Raw genomic sequence first — 16189 nt, 5'->3', positions numbered from 1 at the left:
GACCGCCAAACTAAGTTCCTTAAACGAGGCCCAGGGCCTTGAAGACAAATCCATATTCGAGCGCTACGTCACGTAATCCCTGGTAACGTCCGCTCATCCCGCCATGGCCGGCACCGAGTTCAGTCTTGAGCAGCAACAGGTTGTGGTCGGTTTTGGTGTCGCGCAATTTGGCCACCCACTTGGCCGCTTCCCAATACTGCACGCGGCTGTCGTTGTAGCCGGCAATCACCAGCATGTGCGGGTAAGCCTGGGCCTGGACATTTTCATAAGGCGCGTAGGCCTTGATGCGTTCGTACACCTCAGGCTCTTGCGGGTTGCCCCACTCGTCGTACTCGGTGATGGTCAGCGGCAGTTCCGGGTCGAGCATGGTGTTGAGCACGTCGACGAACGGCACTTCGGCAATCGCCGCCTGGAACAGCTCCGGACGTTGATTGAGCACCGCGCCGATCAACAGGCCACCGGCGCTGCCGCCGCTGATAGCCAACTGCTTGGAGCTGGTCAGCCCTTCGGCGATCAAGTGCTCGGCGCAGGCGATAAAGTCGCTGAACGTGTTCTGTTTATGCGCCTGCTTGCCGTTGCGATACCAGGCTTCACCCAGCTCACCGCCGCCGCGTACATGCGCGATGGCAAAGGCCACGCCGCGCTCCAGCAGGCTCAGGCGCGCATGGGAGAACCACGGGTCGAGGCTTGAACCGTAGGCGCCGTAGCCATAGAGGTACAGCGGTGTGGGTTTGCCCAGTTGATCACGCTTGACCACCAGGCTGATCGGCACCCGAGTGCCATCGGCAGACGTCGCCCACAGCCGTTGGCTGACATAGTCGTCGGCGTTGAACACGCCGAGAACGGGGGTTTCCTTGAGCACCACCTGCGCGCCGCTGGCCAGTTCAAGCTGGCGCACCTGGGCCGGGCGGTTCAGGGCTTCATAACGCAGGCGAATCTTGTCGCTGGCAAATTCCAGGCTGTTTTGCACGTAAAGGCTGTAGGCGGCGTCAGGCAATTGCACGCGATAGGCGCTCGAACCCTGCGGGTGCACTTCGATCACCGGCAGGCCGCCGATACGCAGGCTCAAGGTCATGGCGCCGGCATTGAGGGTCACGCCGTCGAGCATCACGTCATCGCTGTGGGGGATCAGGTTCTGCCATTGATCCTCAGTCGGCACACTGCCGGTGTCGGTGGCGACGAACAGCGCATAGTTGATACCGTCACGGTTGCTGCGGATAAACCAGGTCCATTTATCATCCAGCATGCCGTGGTCGACATCGTATTCATGGTCTTCGACCCGTGGCGCCAGGCAGGTGAAAGCCTGCTGTGGCTGGTCGGCGTCCAACGCCCAGATTTCGCTGGTGGTCTTGCTGCCCAGAGCCAGCAGCAACTGGCGCTCGGAGCTGGAACGGTAGCAATGCAGGAAGAACCGCCCGTCGGGCTCGTGGAATACTTCCTGCGCCGCCGTGCCATCCAGGCGGTAGCGGTAAAGCTTATGCGGGCGGTGGGTGTCGTCCAGTTCGCCGAAGAACAGCGTCAGGCTGTCGTTGGCCCAGGTCATGCTGCCGTCGCAGTCTTCAAACTCCAGTTCACTGACTTTGCCGGTGGCTAATTCCTTCACGTACAGGGTGTAAATCTCTTCACCACTGGTGTCGAGGCTGTAGGCCAGGCGCTGGTGGTCGGGGCTGATGCTGAACGCACCGAGGGAGAAAAAGCCGCCATTGGCCAGCACGTTCGGGTCCAGCAGCAGTTCTTCGCTGCTTTCATCCACCCCGTTGCTGTCATCCGCCGGGCGACGGCAGCGGTAATGGCGGGCGTATTCATCACCGGCGGTGGTGCGGGTGTAATACAGGTAGGGCCCCCACGGCGAAGGCAACGACAGGTCGGTTTCCAGGATGCGGCCCTTGATCTCTTCGAACAGGCTTTCGCGCAGGGCTTGCTGGTCGGCGAGCTGGTCTTCCTGCCAGGCGTTTTCGGCTTTGAGGTAGTCGAGCACTTCAGCTGTGTCACGTTCCTGCAACCAGGCGTACGGGTCTGGGCCTTGGGCCTTGCGGGCGATCGGGGTGGTCAATATAGGCATGGATCACTCTCTGTCTGGCGGATGGTGGCAGGCATTGCAGCCGAGACACGCAAAAGCCGTTATCATAGCCGCCTCTTTGCCAGCCTTGCCATGGACACCATGACCGAGAACGACTATCTGACCGCTTGGGGCCTATACGCCTTCGCCGCTTTGGGCTGCCTGTTGGTGTGGTGGCGCATGACCCGCTGGATCTGGCGCTGGCTGCGCGAGCCGCTGCAATTGCTGATGGCGGTGTTGCTGTTCAGCCCGACCATCGTCGACCCGGTCAAGACCCAGTTTGCGCCGGCCGTGGCCATTACCGCGCTGGACCTGGTGCTGCATGTGGGCAATAACGCCTGGCGGGCCATCTCCGACTTGTTCATGTACACGATGATCGCGTTTGGCGTGTATATCGTGTTCGTGCTGATCCGCTGGCCCATCGAGCGCGCCGCCAACGCCCGCCGTGAGCGCAAGGCCGCTGCCGATGCCGCCCTGGCCGCCGAGCCGGTAGACGAAGACGACGAACCTTTCCGTCGCCCGGCGCCTACCGGCAATCTGCGGGTTGAGCCGCGCCTTTAACGTTGTAAGCCCTGCAGCGAGAGCCCTGGCATGTGTGAATTATTGGGCATGAGTGCCAACGTCCCCACCGATATCGTGTTCAGCTTCACCGGGCTGATGCAGCGCGGCGGGCGTACCGGCCCCCACCGCGACGGTTGGGGCATCGCGTTTTACGAAGGCCGTGGCCTGCGGCTGTTCCAGGACCCGGCCGCGAGCAGCGAGTCCGAGGTTGCACTGCTGGTGCAGCGTTATCCAATCAAAAGTGAAGTGGTGATCGGCCATATCCGCCAGGCCAATGTGGGCAAGGTGAGCCTGGCCAACACGCACCCGTTCGTGCGCGAACTGTGGGGCCGTAACTGGTGCTTTGCGCATAACGGCCAGTTGGCCGACTTTAACCCGCGCGCCACGTTCTACCGGCCGGTGGGCGATACCGACAGCGAAGCGGCGTTCTGCGACCTGCTCAACCGCGTGCGCGAAGCCTTCCCGGAGCCGGTGGAAATCGAGCAAGTGCTGCCGGACCTGATCGCCGCCTGCGCCGAGTACCGCAGCAAAGGCGTGTTCAACTGCCTGCTCAGCGACGGTGACTGGCTGTTTTGCTATTGCTCGACCAAACTGGCACAGATCACCCGGCGCGCACCGTTTGGCCCGGCGCGCTTGAAAGATGTCGACGTGATCGTCGATTTTCAGGCCGAAACCACGCCCAATGACGTGGTCACGGTGATCGCCACTGAACCCTTGACCGACAATGAAAACTGGACCCGCTACGAACCGGGCCAATGGAGCCTGTGGCGACGTGGTGAATGCGTCAGCCAAGGCGTTACCGAGTAAGGATATCGACCATGTTGCTCAGTTATCTGCGGTTGGTGCTGTTTGCCATTGGCTTGTTGGTCGGCGTGCAAGTGCCGGGGTTTATCAACGACTACGCCAAGCGCGTCGAAGCCCATTTGATCGAAGCCCAGACCGGCTTGCGCGGCTTTGATGCCACGGCGCAGCAGTTCTTCAATGGCGACTTGCAGGCGTTGGTGGCCCATTACCGCGCCAGTGATGACCCGGTGTTTCGCAGCGATGCCAACAGCCTGGGCACTTTGCTCGATCGTCAGGTGGCGTTGGACAAGCAGTTCCAGGCCATGCAAGGCCCGTGGTACATCCGTGCGCTGCAAGTGGCGGTGGCTGCCGACCCGGACATCCGCCTGGAAACCTGGAATGGCTACAGCTACCAGATCCTGCTGACGCCTGAGGCAATGGGCTGGGGCTTGGGCGGGGCGATGCTGTTGTCGTTCGGCCTCGAATGCCTGTTCCGCCTGATCGACTGGGTGGTGTTGGGCGGCAAGCGCCTGCGCCAGAGCCGGCCGATCGAAGAGCGCGACCTGAAAGGCCTCTAAAGATGATCGTTCCCACGCTCTGCGTGGGAATGCCTCTTGTGACGCTCTGCGTCAGGCTTTGGGACGCAGAGCGTCCCGGGCTGCGTTCCCACGCGGAGCGTGGGAACGATCATTGGCTCAGTACCATCCTTTCTTCACCCACTTCCTCGGCATACCGCGCCACGACCTTCTGACACAACCCCACAATCTCCTCCACCAACTCCACCCCCACACGCCACGACACCACCACCTGCAAATTCGGCAGGCGTTGCGCCATGGGCAGCATCACCAGCTCTGCGCGGGCCAGTTCTTCCATCACCAGCACCGGCGGTAACGCGCCAATCCCGAAACCATCGCGCAGCAAGCGGGTAATCGCCGACACCGAGTTCACACAGTTCATGCGTGGCGAGGCCACCCCGTTGGCCTGCATCAGGCTCAGCACATCCTGGTGCGGGTGGGAGTTTTTCGAGTAGGTGATGATGCGCTCCTGGGCCAGTTCGGCGAGGGAGGCGTAGTCACGGTTGTAGAGAGACTGGCTGGCGACGATCCAGGCCATGGGATGGCTGGCCAGCTCCAGGCTGCGCACGGTTTCCAGGCGCAGCAGGTCGGTTTGCAGGATCAGGTCGAGGAAGCCTTTTTGCAGTTGATCGCTGAGGTTTAACGCGGTATCGGCGACCAGTTCGATTTCTACTCGCGGGAAGTGCTCCATCAATTGCGCCACCAACTGGCTCAGCCAGGTGTGGATCACCGTGTCCATGGCGCCGATGCGGATGCGCCCAACCTTGCTGCTGGTGGTCTCCAGGGACTGCTTCAAACCCTGCATAGTGACCATCATCTGCTCGGCATAATCGAGCACCTTCACGCCTTCCGGGGTCAGGCTCACGCCGCGTGAGTCGCGCAGCAACAGCTTCACACCCAACTCGCTTTCGAGCACGGCGATGCGGCTGGAAATCGAGGCCTGGGTAGTGAACAGCTTCTCGGCGGTCAGGCGAAAGCTCTTGAGCTTGGCCACCCAGACGAAGGTTTCGAGGAACTTCAAATTCATGGGATCAACTTTTCTTATGCTTGGATCGGTTTTTATTAGTTGGACGCCGCACCGGGCAAACGCCAAAAATCGAACCATTGCACGATAAGCGTCGCTGGGGTGTCAGGACAAGTTGCGAGTTCTGCGTGAAAAATCCCACACTACAAAAAATACAACGCCTACAGGAGTATCCACCGTGAGCCGCTTGCTATTGAATTGTGATATTGGCGAAAGCTTTGGCAACTGGACCCTGGGTCTGGACGCCGAGGTCATGCCGTTCATCGATTGTGCCAACGTGGCTTGCGGCTTTCATGCCGGCGACCCGAGCATCATGCGCAAGACCGTCGGCCTTGCGCTCAAGCACGGTGTGCAAGTAGGCGCGCACCCGGCCTACCAGGACCTGCAAGGGTTTGGCCGCCGCTCCATGAACTATACGCCGCAAGAAATCCAGGACCTGATGCATTATCAAATCGGTGCCCTTGATGGTATCTGCCGGGCACAAGGTTCGCGTGTCAGCTACGTCAAACCACATGGTGCGATGTACAACGACATGATGGCTAACCCGGCTCAATTGCGCGCGGTAATCCAGGCGGTGGCCGCGTATGGCGATCTGCCGTTGATGCTGCTGGCCATGCGTGACAACAGCGCGGCTCAGGCGTTGGCTGACGAATTTGGGGTCACGCTGTGGTTCGAAGCCTTCGCTGATCGTGCCTACGACCCTACAGGCCATCTGGTTTCCCGCCAGGTGCCGGGTGCGGTCCATCACGATTCCGACACTATCGTGCAACAAGCCTTGACCATTTCCCGTGGGCAAGCCCTGACGGCCAGCGACGGCAGCGCCCTGGTGTTGCAGGCCAACACCCTGTGCGTGCACGGCGACAATGCCAGCTCGATCGCCGCTGTGCAGCGCATCCGCGAGGCGTTGAAGCCAGCATGAAGCCACGCATTGAAGTGGTGGCCATCGACTGCCTGATGGTGCGTCTGTTTGAGGTGATTGCCGAAGCCAACATGCCGTGGATGCTCGCCGCCACCCAACGTCTGCGTGAAAGTTTTGGTAACGCGCTGGTGGATCTGGTGCCGTCCTACACGACCTTGATGGTGCATTACGACCTGACTGCGCTGAGCCCCGCTCAAGCGCGGGAACTGATCGATCAGGCGCTGACCGACTTGCAACCCCAGGCGCAAGGCAGCGGCCAGTGCCACGTGTTGCCGGTGTGGTACGACCTGAGTGTCGGCCCGGAACTGACCTTGCTCAGCCAGCGCAGCGGGTTGTCGGTTGAGGACGTGATTCATCGTCACAGTGCCCACGAATACCAGGTATTTGCCCTCGGTTTCGCCCCCGGCTTTGCCTTTATGGGGTTGGTGGACGAAATCCTCGCCACGCCACGCCTCAACACACCGCGTAAACGCGTCGCGGCCGGCAGTGTCGGGATTGCCGAGCGGCAAACCGCTGCCTACCCGGTGGTGTCGCCGGGCGGCTGGAACCTGATCGGCCGCACCCCGACCAAACTGTTCGACCGTGAGCGTGATGGCTACAGCCTGATGCAGCCGGGCGACACGGTGCGTTTCGAAGCAGTTGATCACGCCGAATTCATCAATCTGGGTGGCGATGACACGCCGTTGGAGGCGCAGGCATGAGCCGCTTGTTGATCGAGGCCAGCACGCCGCTGTGCCTGTTGCAGGACGCCGGGCGCTTTGGCGTGCGCCACCTGGGCGTGACCCAGGGTGGTGCGCTGGATTGGGTGTCGATGTCTTGGGCCAATTGGCTGCTGGGCAATGCGCTGGATGCACCGGTGGTGGAAATCACCTTGGGCGGGTTTACCGTGCAGGCCGAAGACTATTGTTTGCTGGCATTGGCCGGGGCGGATTTGGGCGCCTATATCGACGAGCGCGCCATCAGCCCTGGGCGCAGTTTTATCCTGCAAAAGGGCCAGCGTCTGCGCTTTACCCAGCCGTTCAGCGGTGCGCGGGCTTACCTGGCGGCGCCCGGCGGGTTTGATGCGCCGGCTGTGCTGGGCAGTTGTGCCACGGTGGTGCGTGAGGAATTGGGCGGGCTGGACGGTTTAGGCAAGGCCTTGGCCGAAGGCGGGCGGTTGGTTTATTCCGGTACGGGCGGCGCGATGAAAGTGCTGAGCACGCCTGATCTTCCGGCAAAAGCGCCGCTGGAGGTGATTGTCGGCGCGCAGATCGGCCAGTTCAGCGGGCAGAGCCTGTTCGATGCATTCAATACCGACTGGTCGCTGGATAGCCGTGCCGATCGCATGGGCATGCGTTTGCTGGGCACGCCGTTGCAGTATCAAGGGCCGTCGTTGATTTCTGAAGGGATTGCGCTGGGTGCGATCCAGGTGCCGCCGGATGGGCAGCCGATCGTGTTGCTTAATGACCGGCAGACCATTGGTGGGTATCCACGTTTGGGCGCTTTGACGCCGTTGGCGCTGGCGCGGCTGGCGCAGTGTTTGCCGGGGGAGACGGTGAGGTTGGCGCCGGTGGTGCAGGAGACGGCGCATCGGCAGCACATCGAGTTTTTGCAGCGGTTTGGGAATTGCTAAAAGCATCGCAGGCAAGCCAGCTCCCACAGGGGAATGCATTCAAAATGTGGGAGCTGGCTTGCCTGCGATAGCGTCAGTGAATACACCACTTATTTAGACAGAAACCGCATCCCTTCTTCCAACCCACGTAACGTCAGCGGGTACATCTGATCCTCCACCAACTCGCGCACAATCGCCGTCGACGCCGTATAACCCCAAGTGTCTTTCGGGTAGGGGTTAATCCAGATCAGCTTCTTGTACTTGGCCATGAAGCGCTGCATCCACACATACCCAGGCTCTTCATTCCAGTGCTCGACACTGCCGCCGGCCTGGGTGATTTCATACGGCGCCATCGACGCATCGCCGATAAAGATCACTTTGTAGTCGGCGCCGTACTTGTGCAGCAGATCCTGGGTCGAGGTGCGCTCCGAAGTGCGGCGCTGGTTGTTCTTCCACACCGACTCGTACACGAAGTTGTGGAAGTAGAAGTACTCCAGGTGCTTGAACTCGGTCTTGCACGCCGAAAACAGCTCTTCGCAGATCTTCACGTGAGCGTCCATCGAGCCGCCGATATCGAACAGCAGCAACAGCTTGATGGTGTTGCGCCGCTCCGGGCGCATCTGGATATTCAGTAAGCCGGCATCCCGCGCCGTGTGGTCGATGGTGCCGTCGATATCCAGCTCTTCAGCCGCACCCTGACGCGCAAACTTGCGCAGGCGGCGCAGGGCGATCTTGATATTGCGCGTGCCCAGTTCCACCTGGTCGTCGAGGTTTTTGTACTCGCGCTGGTCCCAGACCTTCACGGCTTTGCCCTGGCGTTTGCCGGCATCGCCAACCCGGATACCTTCCGGGTTATAGCCGCCGGAGCCGAACGGACTGGTGCCGCCGGTGCCAATCCACTTGTTGCCGCCGGCGTGGCGTTCTTTCTGTTCTTCCAGGCGTTTCTTGAACTCTTCTATCAACTTGTCCAGGCCGCCAAGGGACTGGATCTGCGCGCGTTCCTCGTCGGTCAGCGAGCGTTCGAATTCCTTGCGCAGCCATTCTTCGGGGATCAACGCCTGCAAGTGGTCGTCGAGCTTTTCCAGTCCATTGAAATAGGCGCCGAACGCGCGGTCGAACTTGTCGAAATGCCGTTCGTCCTTGACCAGAATCGCCCGGGCCAAGTAATAAAACTCTTCCATGTCGGCAAAGACCACGCGCTGTTTAAGCGCGTTGATCAGGTCGAGCAGCTCGCGCACCGACACCGGCACCTTGGCGGCGCGCATCTCATTGAACAGGTTGAGCAGCATCAGCGATTACCGCGACGGCTCATGAACGCCAGACGCTCCAGCAGCTGTACGTCCTGCTCGTTCTTGACCAGGGCGCCGGCCAGCGGCGGAATGGCTTTGGTCGGGTCGCGCTCGCGCAGCACGGCTTCGCCGATGTTGTCGGCCATCAACAGCTTGAGCCAGTCGACCAGCTCGGAGGTGGACGGCTTTTTCTTCAGGCCCGGCACTTTGCGCACGTCGAAGAACACGTCCAGCGCTTCGCTGACCAGGTCCTTCTTGATGTCGGGGTAGTGCACGTCGACGATTTTTTGCAGGGTGCTGCGATCGGGGAAGGCGATGTAGTGGAAGAAGCAGCGGCGCAGGAAGGCGTCCGGCAGCTCTTTTTCGTTGTTGGAAGTAATGATGATGATCGGGCGTTTCCTGGCCTTGATGGTCTCGTCGATTTCGTAGACGTAGAACTCCATCTTGTCGAGTTCCTGCAACAGGTCGTTGGGGAACTCGATGTCGGCCTTGTCGATTTCATCGATCAGCAGAATCACGCGCTCCTCGGCCTCGAAGGCTTCCCAGAGCTTGCCTTTTTTCAGGTAGTTGCGCACATCGTGGACTTTTTCATTGCCCAACTGCGAGTCGCGCAGGCGGCTGACCGCGTCGTACTCATACAGGCCCTGATGCGCCTTGGTGGTCGACTTGATGTGCCAGGTGATCAGCTTGGCGCCGAAGGATTCGGCCAACTGCTCGGCAAGCATGGTCTTGCCGGTGCCCGGTTCGCCCTTGACCAGCAGCGGCCGCTCCAGGGTGATGGCGGCGTTGACGGCCAGTTTCAGGTCATCGGTAGCCACATAGGCCTGGGTGCCTTCGAACTTCATCGGTCATTCCTCGAATTCATCAATGCCCGGACTATACCGCGCAGCTCCGGCGACTGTGAACGCAGACGGGTTATTCAGTCTCTGAATGGCCGGTCACATCGCAGGCCAACGGGCGGGGGTTATGCTGATGCTTATGTGGGAGCTCCCAGGGTTAGTTGGCGGAAGGCTTGGGCTGTTCATAACGAGCGTTGAACGCTTGAATAAAACCGTTACGCAAAATCGCCAAAAACGCAGAGAACGCGCTGATATCTTGCTGATGCACGCTGCCACTGAGTTCCACGCGGGTAGCAAACTGGTTTTTGTTCTGGTTCTTGAGCACGGTTTCGCTGGTGCCTACCACGGCTTCCCAGATCGAGCGGAAGATGTTTTTGTCCTTGTTTTCCACGTCCTGTTTCCAGTCGAACACTTCTACATCGCGCAGCAGCGGCTTGATATAGCCAGTGAGCTGGCCTTTTTCCGCTTGGGCCTCAATCACCACGTCGCCGGTGCCAGCCTTGAAGTCGAATTTGCCATAGGCCGAGGCGAAGTCGTTCATGCGTTTAAGTTGCAAGTCGCGGGCGCGGAAGCGGAATTCGAAGTCTTCAAAATTATTTAAAGGATCAAAGGTTGCGTTGGCCTCCATAGAGGCCTGGCCCTGCAGCAGGGCCTTGCCTTCGAATCGCGCGTCGCGTTTGCCTTTGAGGTCTACCACGTTGGTCAGGTTGTACAGGCTGGCATTGACCTCGGTGGCCTTGATGTTCACCTGGGGCTTGGAGCTGAAATTATGAAAGGCGATCTTGCCATCTTCAATGCGCACTTCATTCAGCGTGATCGGCAGCAGTTTTTTCAACTGTTGCTGCCAGTCTGTGCCCTTACCGGTTTGGGACGCCTGTTTGTTGGCACCGCCGTCGACGAAGTTGATTTCAGGTTTTACGAAATGGCCCTCGGCGACGACGGCATGGTCGTACCACAACGAGTGCCAGCTGACGGCAAATTCAATCAGCGGCGCGTTGACGAACGGCACCGGCACTTTGCCGTCGACCTTGACAATTTTCAGGCCATTAATGCGGTAGGCACCGCGCCACAAGGCCAGGTCCACGTCAGTGACCTGGCCACGGTAATCGCCCATGTCGGCCAGCTTGTCGTTCAGGTAATTGCGCACCAGATAAGGCAGGGCCAGGTCCAGGGCGATCAGTGCTACCACCAGTACGGCGACGATCCATAGCAGCCCACTGTAGCGACGTTTCATATCATTACTCTCCAACGGTATAGGCGATGGACCGCACGCGCGGGCGCAACGTTCCTCTGACTGGACGCCTAAAGGCCTGAGGCATACCCTTGGGGCCTTCTTGAAATTGCCTTAAGGACCCGTCATGAGCCGTATCTTTGCCGACAACGCGCACTCCATCGGTAACACGCCCCTGGTGCAGATCAACCGCATTGCGCCGCGTGGCGTGACCATCCTGGCCAAGATCGAGGGGCGTAACCCGGGCTATTCGGTGAAATGCCGCATTGGCGCCAACATGATCTGGGACGCCGAAAGCACCGGCAAACTCAAGCCGGGCATGACCATTGTCGAGCCGACCTCCGGCAACACCGGCATTGGCCTGGCGTTTGTCGCCGCTGCGCGTGGCTACAAGCTGCTGCTGACCATGCCGGCGTCCATGAGCATCGAGCGGCGTAAAGTGCTCAAGGCCCTGGGCGCCGAACTGGTGTTGACTGAACCGGCCAAGGGCATGAAGGGCGCCATCGACAAAGCCGGTGAAGTTGTCGCCGGCGACCCGGCCACCTACTTTATGCCGGCCCAGTTCGAAAACCCGGCCAACCCGGCAATTCACGAGAAAACCACCGGCCCGGAAATCTGGAACGACACCGATGGCGCGGTGGACGTGCTGGTGGCGGGCGTGGGCACTGGCGGCACCATTACCGGGGTTTCGCGCTATATCAAAAACATTGCCGGCAAGCCGATTCTGTCGGTGGCGGTTGAGCCGAGGGTGTCGCCGGTGATCACCCAGGCGCTGGCCGGTGAAGAAATCAAGCCGAGCCCGCATAAAATCCAGGGCATCGGCGCCGGGTTTGTGCCGAAAAACCTCGACCTGTCGATGGTTGACCGCGTGGAACTGGTGACCGACGACGAATCCAAGGCCATGGCCCTGCGCCTGATGCAGGAAGAGGGGATTTTGTGCGGTATTTCCTGCGGCGCCGCCATGGCGGTGGCCGTGCGTCTGGCCGAGAAGCCGGAAATGCAGGGCAAGACCATCGTGGTGATCCTGCCGGACTCCGGCGAGCGCTACCTGTCGAGCATGCTGTTCAGCGATCTGTTTACCGAGCAAGAAACCCAGGCGTGATGCTCTCCTGTGGCGAGCAGGCTTGCCCTGCGCTGGGCTGCGAAGCAGCCCTAAACCCGTAGAATCTGTCTATCAGGTACACCGCGTAGTCTGAATTGGGCGTGCTTCGCACTCCAACGCAGGGCAAGCCTGCTCGCCACAACAAGCCTGCTTGCCACAACGGCTCCGCTCATCATCGGAGTTGATGTATATCAGCCGGTCGGCCTGGGCCTTCTGCATAATGGCCCAAGTGTTTATCATGGCCGGCTGCTACGTCTGCTGTTGGCCAGGCGCTTATTTTCAGGAGTTGCTGCATGACCTTTTCTTTGGCCGCCAAACTGTCGGTGCTGGCGTTGTTTATCGGCAGCATTCTGTATGTGCACTTGCGCGGCAAGGCGCGTTTGCCGGTGTTGCGCCAGTTCGTCAACCATTCGGCGCTGTTCGCCCCCTATAACGCTTTGATGTACCTGTTCTCGGCCGTGCCGTCCAAGCCGTACCTGGACCGCAGCAAGTTCCCGGAACTGGATGTGCTCAAGGACAACTGGGAAGTGATCCGCGAAGAGGCCATGCACCTGTTCGACGAGGGTTATATTCGCGCCGCCGAAAAGAACAACGACGCCGGTTTCGGCTCGTTCTTCAAGAAGGGCTGGAAGCGTTTCTACCTCAAGTGGTATGACAAACCGCTGCCATCGGCCGAGGCGCTGTGCCCGAAAACCGTGGCCTTGGTTAGCAGCATCCCCAACGTCAAGGGCGCGATGTTCGCGCTGTTGCCGGGCGGCAGCCACCTCAACCCGCACCGCGACCCGTTTGCCGGCTCCCTGCGTTATCACTTGGGCCTGTCCACGCCGAACTCCGACGACTGCCGCATCTTCGTCGACGGCCAGGTTTACGCCTGGCGCGACGGTGAAGACGTGATGTTCGATGAAACCTATGTGCATTGGGTCAAGAACGAGACGGAAAAGACTCGCGTGATCCTGTTCTGCGATATCGAACGCCCGCTGAGCAACCGCCTCATGACCGGCGTCAACCGCTGGGTCAGCAAGCAGCTGGGCCGCGCGACAGCGCCGCAGAACCTGGATGACGAACGGGTGGGCGGGATCAACCAGGCGTATGCCTGGAGCAAGACCTTCAGCGACAAGTTCAGTGGTGTGGTCAAGCAGTGGAAGCGCAAGCATCCCAAGGCCTATCGCATTGCGCGGCCGGTGCTGGCGGTGGTTGTGCTGGTGCTGTTGTGGAAGTGGCTGTTCGGCTGATCTGAAACGCGGTCAAAACTGTGGGAGCTGGCAAGCCAGCTCCCACAGTTGATCTCCCGTGTTGCTTAGGAGGCGATCAACTGGCGCAGCACATAGTGCAGAATGCCGCCGGCCTTGAAGTACTCCACCTCATTAAGCGTATCAATCCGGCACAGCACCTCAACCTTCTCGCTGCTGCCGTCTTCGCGGGTGATCACCAGCGTCAGGTTCATCCGTGGCTCGATCTCGGCATCGGTCAGCCCCAGAATGTCGATCTTCTCCTTGCCGGTCAGCTTGAGCGCCTTGCGGTTCTGGTCCAGTTTGAACTGCAACGGCAATACGCCCATGCCCACCAGGTTGGAACGGTGAATCCGCTCGAAACTCTCGGCGATCACCGCCTTGACCCCCAGCAGGTTAGTGCCCTTGGCCGCCCAGTCGCGGCTTGAGCCGGTGCCGTATTCCTGGCCTGCAATCACCACCAGCGGCGTGCCCGAGGCCTGGTACTTCATCGCGGCGTCGTAGATCGGCATTTTCTCGCCGGTAGGGATGTACAGCGTGTTGCCGCCTTCTTCGCCGCCGAGCATTTCATTGCGGATACGGATATTGGCAAAGGTGCCGCGCATCATCACTTCATGATTACCCCGACGTGAGCCGTAGGAGTTGAAGTCACGCGGCTCCACGCCCTGTTCGCGCAGGTAACGGCCAGCGGGGCTGTCGGTCTTGATATTGCCGGCGGGGGAGATGTGGTCGGTGGTCACCGAATCGCCCAGCAGGGTCAGCACGTTGGCGCCCTTGACGTCTTCGATCACCGGCAGTGGCCCGGAAATATCGTCGAAGAACGGCGGATGCTGGATGTAGGTCGAATCCTTCTGCCACACATAGGTGGCCGCCTGTGGCACTTCAATCGCCTGCCACTGCTCGTCACCGGCAAACACCTCGGCATATTCCTTGTGGAACATGCCGGTGCTGACTTGGGCCACGGCGTCGGCAATCTCCTGGCTGCTCGGCCAGATGTCTTTGAGGTACACCGGCTTGCCGTCCTTGCCTTCACCCAGCGGCTCGCTGCTGATGTCGATGCGCACGGTGCCGGCCAAGGCATAGGCGACCACCAGCGGCGGCGAGGCCAGCCAGTTGGTTTTCACCAGCGGGTGTACGCGGCCTTCAAAGTTGCGGTTGCCCGACAGCACCGAAGCCACGGCCAGGTCGGCCTTCTGAATGGCTTTTTCAATTGGCTCGGGTAATGGCCCGGAGTTGCCGATGCAGGTGGTGCAGCCGTAGCCGACCAGATCAAAGCCGAGCGTGTCGAGGTAGTGGGTGAGACCGGCCGCCTTGTAGTAGTCGGTCACCACTTTGGAGCCGGGCGCCAGGGAGGTTTTCACCCACGGCTTGCGGGTCAGGCCTTTTTCCACGGCTTTTTTCGCCACCAGCCCTGCGGCCATCATCACGCTGGGGTTGGAGGTGTTGGTGCAGGAGGTAATTGCGGCGATCACCACCGCGCCGTTTTTGAGGCGGTAGGTGTGGCCGTCGTACTCGTAATCGGTTTCGCCGACCAAATCCGCATTGCCCACGGCAACCCCGCCGCCGCCTTCACTTTCCAGGCGGCCTTCTTCTTTGCTGACGGGTTTGAATTGCAGGTCGAGAAAGTCAGTGAACGCCTGGCCAACATTGGGCAGTGACACGCGGTCCTGCGGGCGTTTCGGCCCGGCCAAGCTGGCTTCGACGCTGCCCATGTCCAGTGCCAGGGTGTCGGTGAACATCGGTTCCTGGCCGGCGTTACGCCACAGGCCCTGGGCCTTGGTGTAGGCCTCGACCAACTTGACGGTCTCGGCAGGGCGGCCGGACAGGCGCAGGTAGTCCAGCGTCACCTCGTCCACCGGGAAAAAGCCGCAGGTGGCGCCGTATTCCGGGGCCATGTTGGCGATGGTGGCGCGGTCGGCCAGGGGCAGGTCGGCCAAGCCGTCGCCGTAGAACTCGACGAATTTGCCGACCACGCCTTTTTTACGCAGCATCTGGGTGACGGTCAGCACCAGGTCGGTGGCAGTAATGCCTTCTTTCAATTTACCGGTCAGCTTGAAGCCGATCACTTCCGGAATCAGCATCGACACCGGCTGGCCGAGCATCGCCGCTTCCGCTTCGATACCGCCCACGCCCCAGCCGAGCACGCCCAGGCCGTTGATCATGGTGGTGTGGGAGTCGGTGCCCACCAACGTGTCGGGGAAGGCGTAAGTGCGGCCGTCTTCGTCTTTGGTCCACACCGTGCGGCCCAAGTATTCGAGGTTAACCTGGTGGCAGATGCCGGTGCCCGGCGGTACCACGCTGAAGTTGTCGAAAGCGTTCTGGCCCCAGCGCAGGAAGGCGTAGCGTTCGCCGTTGCGCTGCATCTCGATGTCGACGTTTTGCTCAAAGGCGTCGGCGTTGCCGAACTTGTCGACCATCACCGAGTGGTCGATCACCAGGTCCACGGGGGAGAGCGGGTTGATGCGCTGCGGGTCGCCACCGGCCTTGGCCATGGCGGCGCGCATGGCGGCCAGGTCGACCACGGCGGGTACGCCGGTAAAGTCTTGCATCAATACGCGGGCCGGGCGGTACTGGATCTCGCGGTCGGACTGGCGCTCTTTGAGCCAGGCGGCGATGGCCTTGAGGTCAGTGCCGGTCACGGTTTTGTTGTCTTCCCAGCGCAGCAGGTTTTCCAGCAGCACCTTGAGGGACATCGGCAGCTTATCCAGGTCACCCAGGCTCTTGGCGGCTTCGGGCAAGCTGAAGTAGTGGTAGGTCTTGGCGTCGATCTGCAGGGTTTTAAGGGTTCTCAGGCTATCTAGCGATGACATTACATGACTCCTTATGGTCCGCACGGCTACGGACCTGACGGGACTAACAGAGCTTTCAACTTAGCGCTGTTTTCATTAGCAGGCTAATAACTGGACTCTATCGTTAAGTCCAAGGTTCCGAACTCGGCTATCATGCGCGCGTTTTCATGACAGGTATTGCGATAGCGCAAGGCCGGT

Annotated in this window: 14 protein-coding genes; 8 read left to right on the top strand and 6 right to left on the bottom strand. The window is 60.4% G+C overall.

What is annotated here, in order from left to right; genetic code table 11:
- Positions 1-19: 19 nt before the first annotated feature.
- Positions 20-2062 (bottom strand): S9 family peptidase, encoded by a 2043-nt coding sequence (locus AOA59_RS01885; RefSeq protein ID WP_099485659.1) that lies wholly within the window; start codon positions 2060-2062, stop codon positions 20-22.
- A gap of 21 nt (positions 2063-2083) precedes the next feature.
- Here AOA59_RS01885 and AOA59_RS01880 point away from each other — a divergent pair, with 21 nt between their 5' ends.
- From AOA59_RS01880 to AOA59_RS01870, 3 genes are read left to right on the top strand one after another with little or no spacing between them, the layout of a single operon-like run.
- Positions 2084-2620 carry an MFS transporter gene (locus AOA59_RS01880; RefSeq protein ID WP_099485657.1) on the top strand — a complete coding sequence of 179 codons (537 nt, stop codon included), beginning with the start codon at positions 2084-2086 and terminating at the stop codon, positions 2618-2620.
- Between the two features lie 30 nt (positions 2621-2650).
- Positions 2651-3427 carry a class II glutamine amidotransferase gene (locus AOA59_RS01875; RefSeq protein ID WP_056857305.1) on the top strand — a complete coding sequence of 259 codons (777 nt, stop codon included), beginning with the start codon at positions 2651-2653 and terminating at the stop codon, positions 3425-3427.
- A gap of 11 nt (positions 3428-3438) precedes the next feature.
- Positions 3439-3981 carry a DUF2937 family protein gene (locus AOA59_RS01870; protein WP_056857304.1) on the top strand — a complete coding sequence of 181 codons (543 nt, stop codon included), beginning with the start codon at positions 3439-3441 and terminating at the stop codon, positions 3979-3981.
- A gap of 109 nt (positions 3982-4090) precedes the next feature.
- On the opposite strand, the gene AOA59_RS01865 is transcribed toward AOA59_RS01870, so the two are convergent.
- Positions 4091-5005 (bottom strand): LysR family transcriptional regulator, encoded by a 915-nt coding sequence (locus AOA59_RS01865; RefSeq protein WP_065929162.1) that lies wholly within the window; start codon positions 5003-5005, stop codon positions 4091-4093.
- A gap of 175 nt (positions 5006-5180) precedes the next feature.
- Between AOA59_RS01865 and AOA59_RS01860 the strand changes: the two genes are divergently transcribed.
- From AOA59_RS01860 to AOA59_RS01850, 3 genes are read left to right on the top strand one after another with little or no spacing between them, the layout of a single operon-like run.
- Positions 5181-5921 carry a 5-oxoprolinase subunit PxpA gene (locus tag AOA59_RS01860; protein WP_099485655.1) on the top strand — a complete coding sequence of 247 codons (741 nt, stop codon included), beginning with the start codon at positions 5181-5183 and terminating at the stop codon, positions 5919-5921.
- Complete coding sequence (gene pxpB, locus AOA59_RS01855; RefSeq protein WP_099485653.1) at positions 5918-6622, top strand: 5-oxoprolinase subunit PxpB; 705 nt, start codon at positions 5918-5920, stop codon at positions 6620-6622. The genes AOA59_RS01860 and pxpB overlap by 4 nt, the downstream gene beginning before the upstream one ends.
- Entirely contained in the window at positions 6619-7533 is a 915-nt protein-coding gene (locus AOA59_RS01850) for a biotin-dependent carboxyltransferase family protein (RefSeq protein ID WP_099485651.1), read from the top strand. The genes pxpB and AOA59_RS01850 overlap by 4 nt, the downstream gene beginning before the upstream one ends.
- Positions 7534-7622: 89 nt before the next feature.
- Here the strand turns inward: AOA59_RS01850 and AOA59_RS01845 are convergent, their stop codons facing one another.
- The 3 genes from AOA59_RS01845 to AOA59_RS01835 form a co-directional block, all read right to left on the bottom strand.
- Positions 7623-8801 carry a VWA domain-containing protein gene (locus AOA59_RS01845; RefSeq protein WP_099485649.1) on the bottom strand — a complete coding sequence of 393 codons (1179 nt, stop codon included), beginning with the start codon at positions 8799-8801 and terminating at the stop codon, positions 7623-7625.
- Positions 8801-9646 carry a MoxR family ATPase gene (locus tag AOA59_RS01840; protein WP_056857299.1) on the bottom strand — a complete coding sequence of 282 codons (846 nt, stop codon included), beginning with the start codon at positions 9644-9646 and terminating at the stop codon, positions 8801-8803. The genes AOA59_RS01845 and AOA59_RS01840 overlap by 1 nt, the downstream gene beginning before the upstream one ends.
- A gap of 151 nt (positions 9647-9797) precedes the next feature.
- The gene (locus AOA59_RS01835) at positions 9798-10874 is read right to left on the bottom strand and encodes a DUF748 domain-containing protein (protein WP_099485647.1); all 1077 of its coding nucleotides are present in this window, start codon (positions 10872-10874) and stop codon (positions 9798-9800) included.
- Positions 10875-10998: 124 nt separating this feature from the next.
- Between AOA59_RS01835 and cysK the strand changes: the two genes are divergently transcribed.
- Positions 10999-11973 carry a cysteine synthase A gene (cysK, locus tag AOA59_RS01830; protein WP_099485646.1) on the top strand — a complete coding sequence of 325 codons (975 nt, stop codon included), beginning with the start codon at positions 10999-11001 and terminating at the stop codon, positions 11971-11973.
- Between the two features lie 293 nt (positions 11974-12266).
- Entirely contained in the window at positions 12267-13205 is a 939-nt protein-coding gene (locus AOA59_RS01825) for an aspartyl/asparaginyl beta-hydroxylase domain-containing protein (protein WP_065929169.1), read from the top strand.
- A gap of 65 nt (positions 13206-13270) precedes the next feature.
- Here AOA59_RS01825 and acnA read toward each other — a convergent pair whose 3' ends face one another.
- Positions 13271-16012: an aconitate hydratase AcnA gene (acnA, locus tag AOA59_RS01820; protein WP_099485644.1), complete on the bottom strand. Its 2742-nt coding sequence runs from the start codon at positions 16010-16012 to the stop codon at positions 13271-13273.
- Positions 16013-16189: the final 177 nt, after the last annotated feature.

This window comes from Pseudomonas sp. 2822-15 (genome assembly GCF_002742515.1).
GTDB lineage: Bacteria > Pseudomonadota > Gammaproteobacteria > Pseudomonadales > Pseudomonadaceae > Aquipseudomonas > Aquipseudomonas salomonii.
Note: the sequence above shows the minus strand (reverse complement) of the source record. Positions and strands in the feature narration are given on the sequence as shown.

Bases quoted from the DNA above. Each gene is read 5' to 3' on its own strand.
- AOA59_RS01885 (WP_099485659.1), bottom strand. From the start codon at position 2,062: ATGCCTATATTGACCACCCCGATCGCCCGCAAGGCCCAAGGCCCAGAC.
- AOA59_RS01880 (WP_099485657.1), top strand. From the start codon at position 2,084: ATGGTGGCAGGCATTGCAGCCGAGACACGCAAAAGCCGTTATCATAGC.
- AOA59_RS01875 (WP_056857305.1), top strand. From the start codon at position 2,651: ATGTGTGAATTATTGGGCATGAGTGCCAACGTCCCCACCGATATCGTG.
- AOA59_RS01870 (WP_056857304.1), top strand. From the start codon at position 3,439: ATGTTGCTCAGTTATCTGCGGTTGGTGCTGTTTGCCATTGGCTTGTTG.
- AOA59_RS01865 (WP_065929162.1), bottom strand. From the start codon at position 5,005: ATGAATTTGAAGTTCCTCGAAACCTTCGTCTGGGTGGCCAAGCTCAAG.
- pxpB (WP_099485653.1), top strand. From the start codon at position 5,918: ATGAAGCCACGCATTGAAGTGGTGGCCATCGACTGCCTGATGGTGCGT.
- AOA59_RS01850 (WP_099485651.1), top strand. From the start codon at position 6,619: ATGAGCCGCTTGTTGATCGAGGCCAGCACGCCGCTGTGCCTGTTGCAG.
- AOA59_RS01845 (WP_099485649.1), bottom strand. From the start codon at position 8,801: ATGCTGCTCAACCTGTTCAATGAGATGCGCGCCGCCAAGGTGCCGGTG.
- AOA59_RS01840 (WP_056857299.1), bottom strand. From the start codon at position 9,646: ATGAAGTTCGAAGGCACCCAGGCCTATGTGGCTACCGATGACCTGAAA.
- AOA59_RS01835 (WP_099485647.1), bottom strand. From the start codon at position 10,874: ATGAAACGTCGCTACAGTGGGCTGCTATGGATCGTCGCCGTACTGGTG.
- cysK (WP_099485646.1), top strand. From the start codon at position 10,999: ATGAGCCGTATCTTTGCCGACAACGCGCACTCCATCGGTAACACGCCC.
- AOA59_RS01825 (WP_065929169.1), top strand. From the start codon at position 12,267: ATGACCTTTTCTTTGGCCGCCAAACTGTCGGTGCTGGCGTTGTTTATC.
- acnA (WP_099485644.1), bottom strand. From the start codon at position 16,012: ATGTCATCGCTAGATAGCCTGAGAACCCTTAAAACCCTGCAGATCGAC.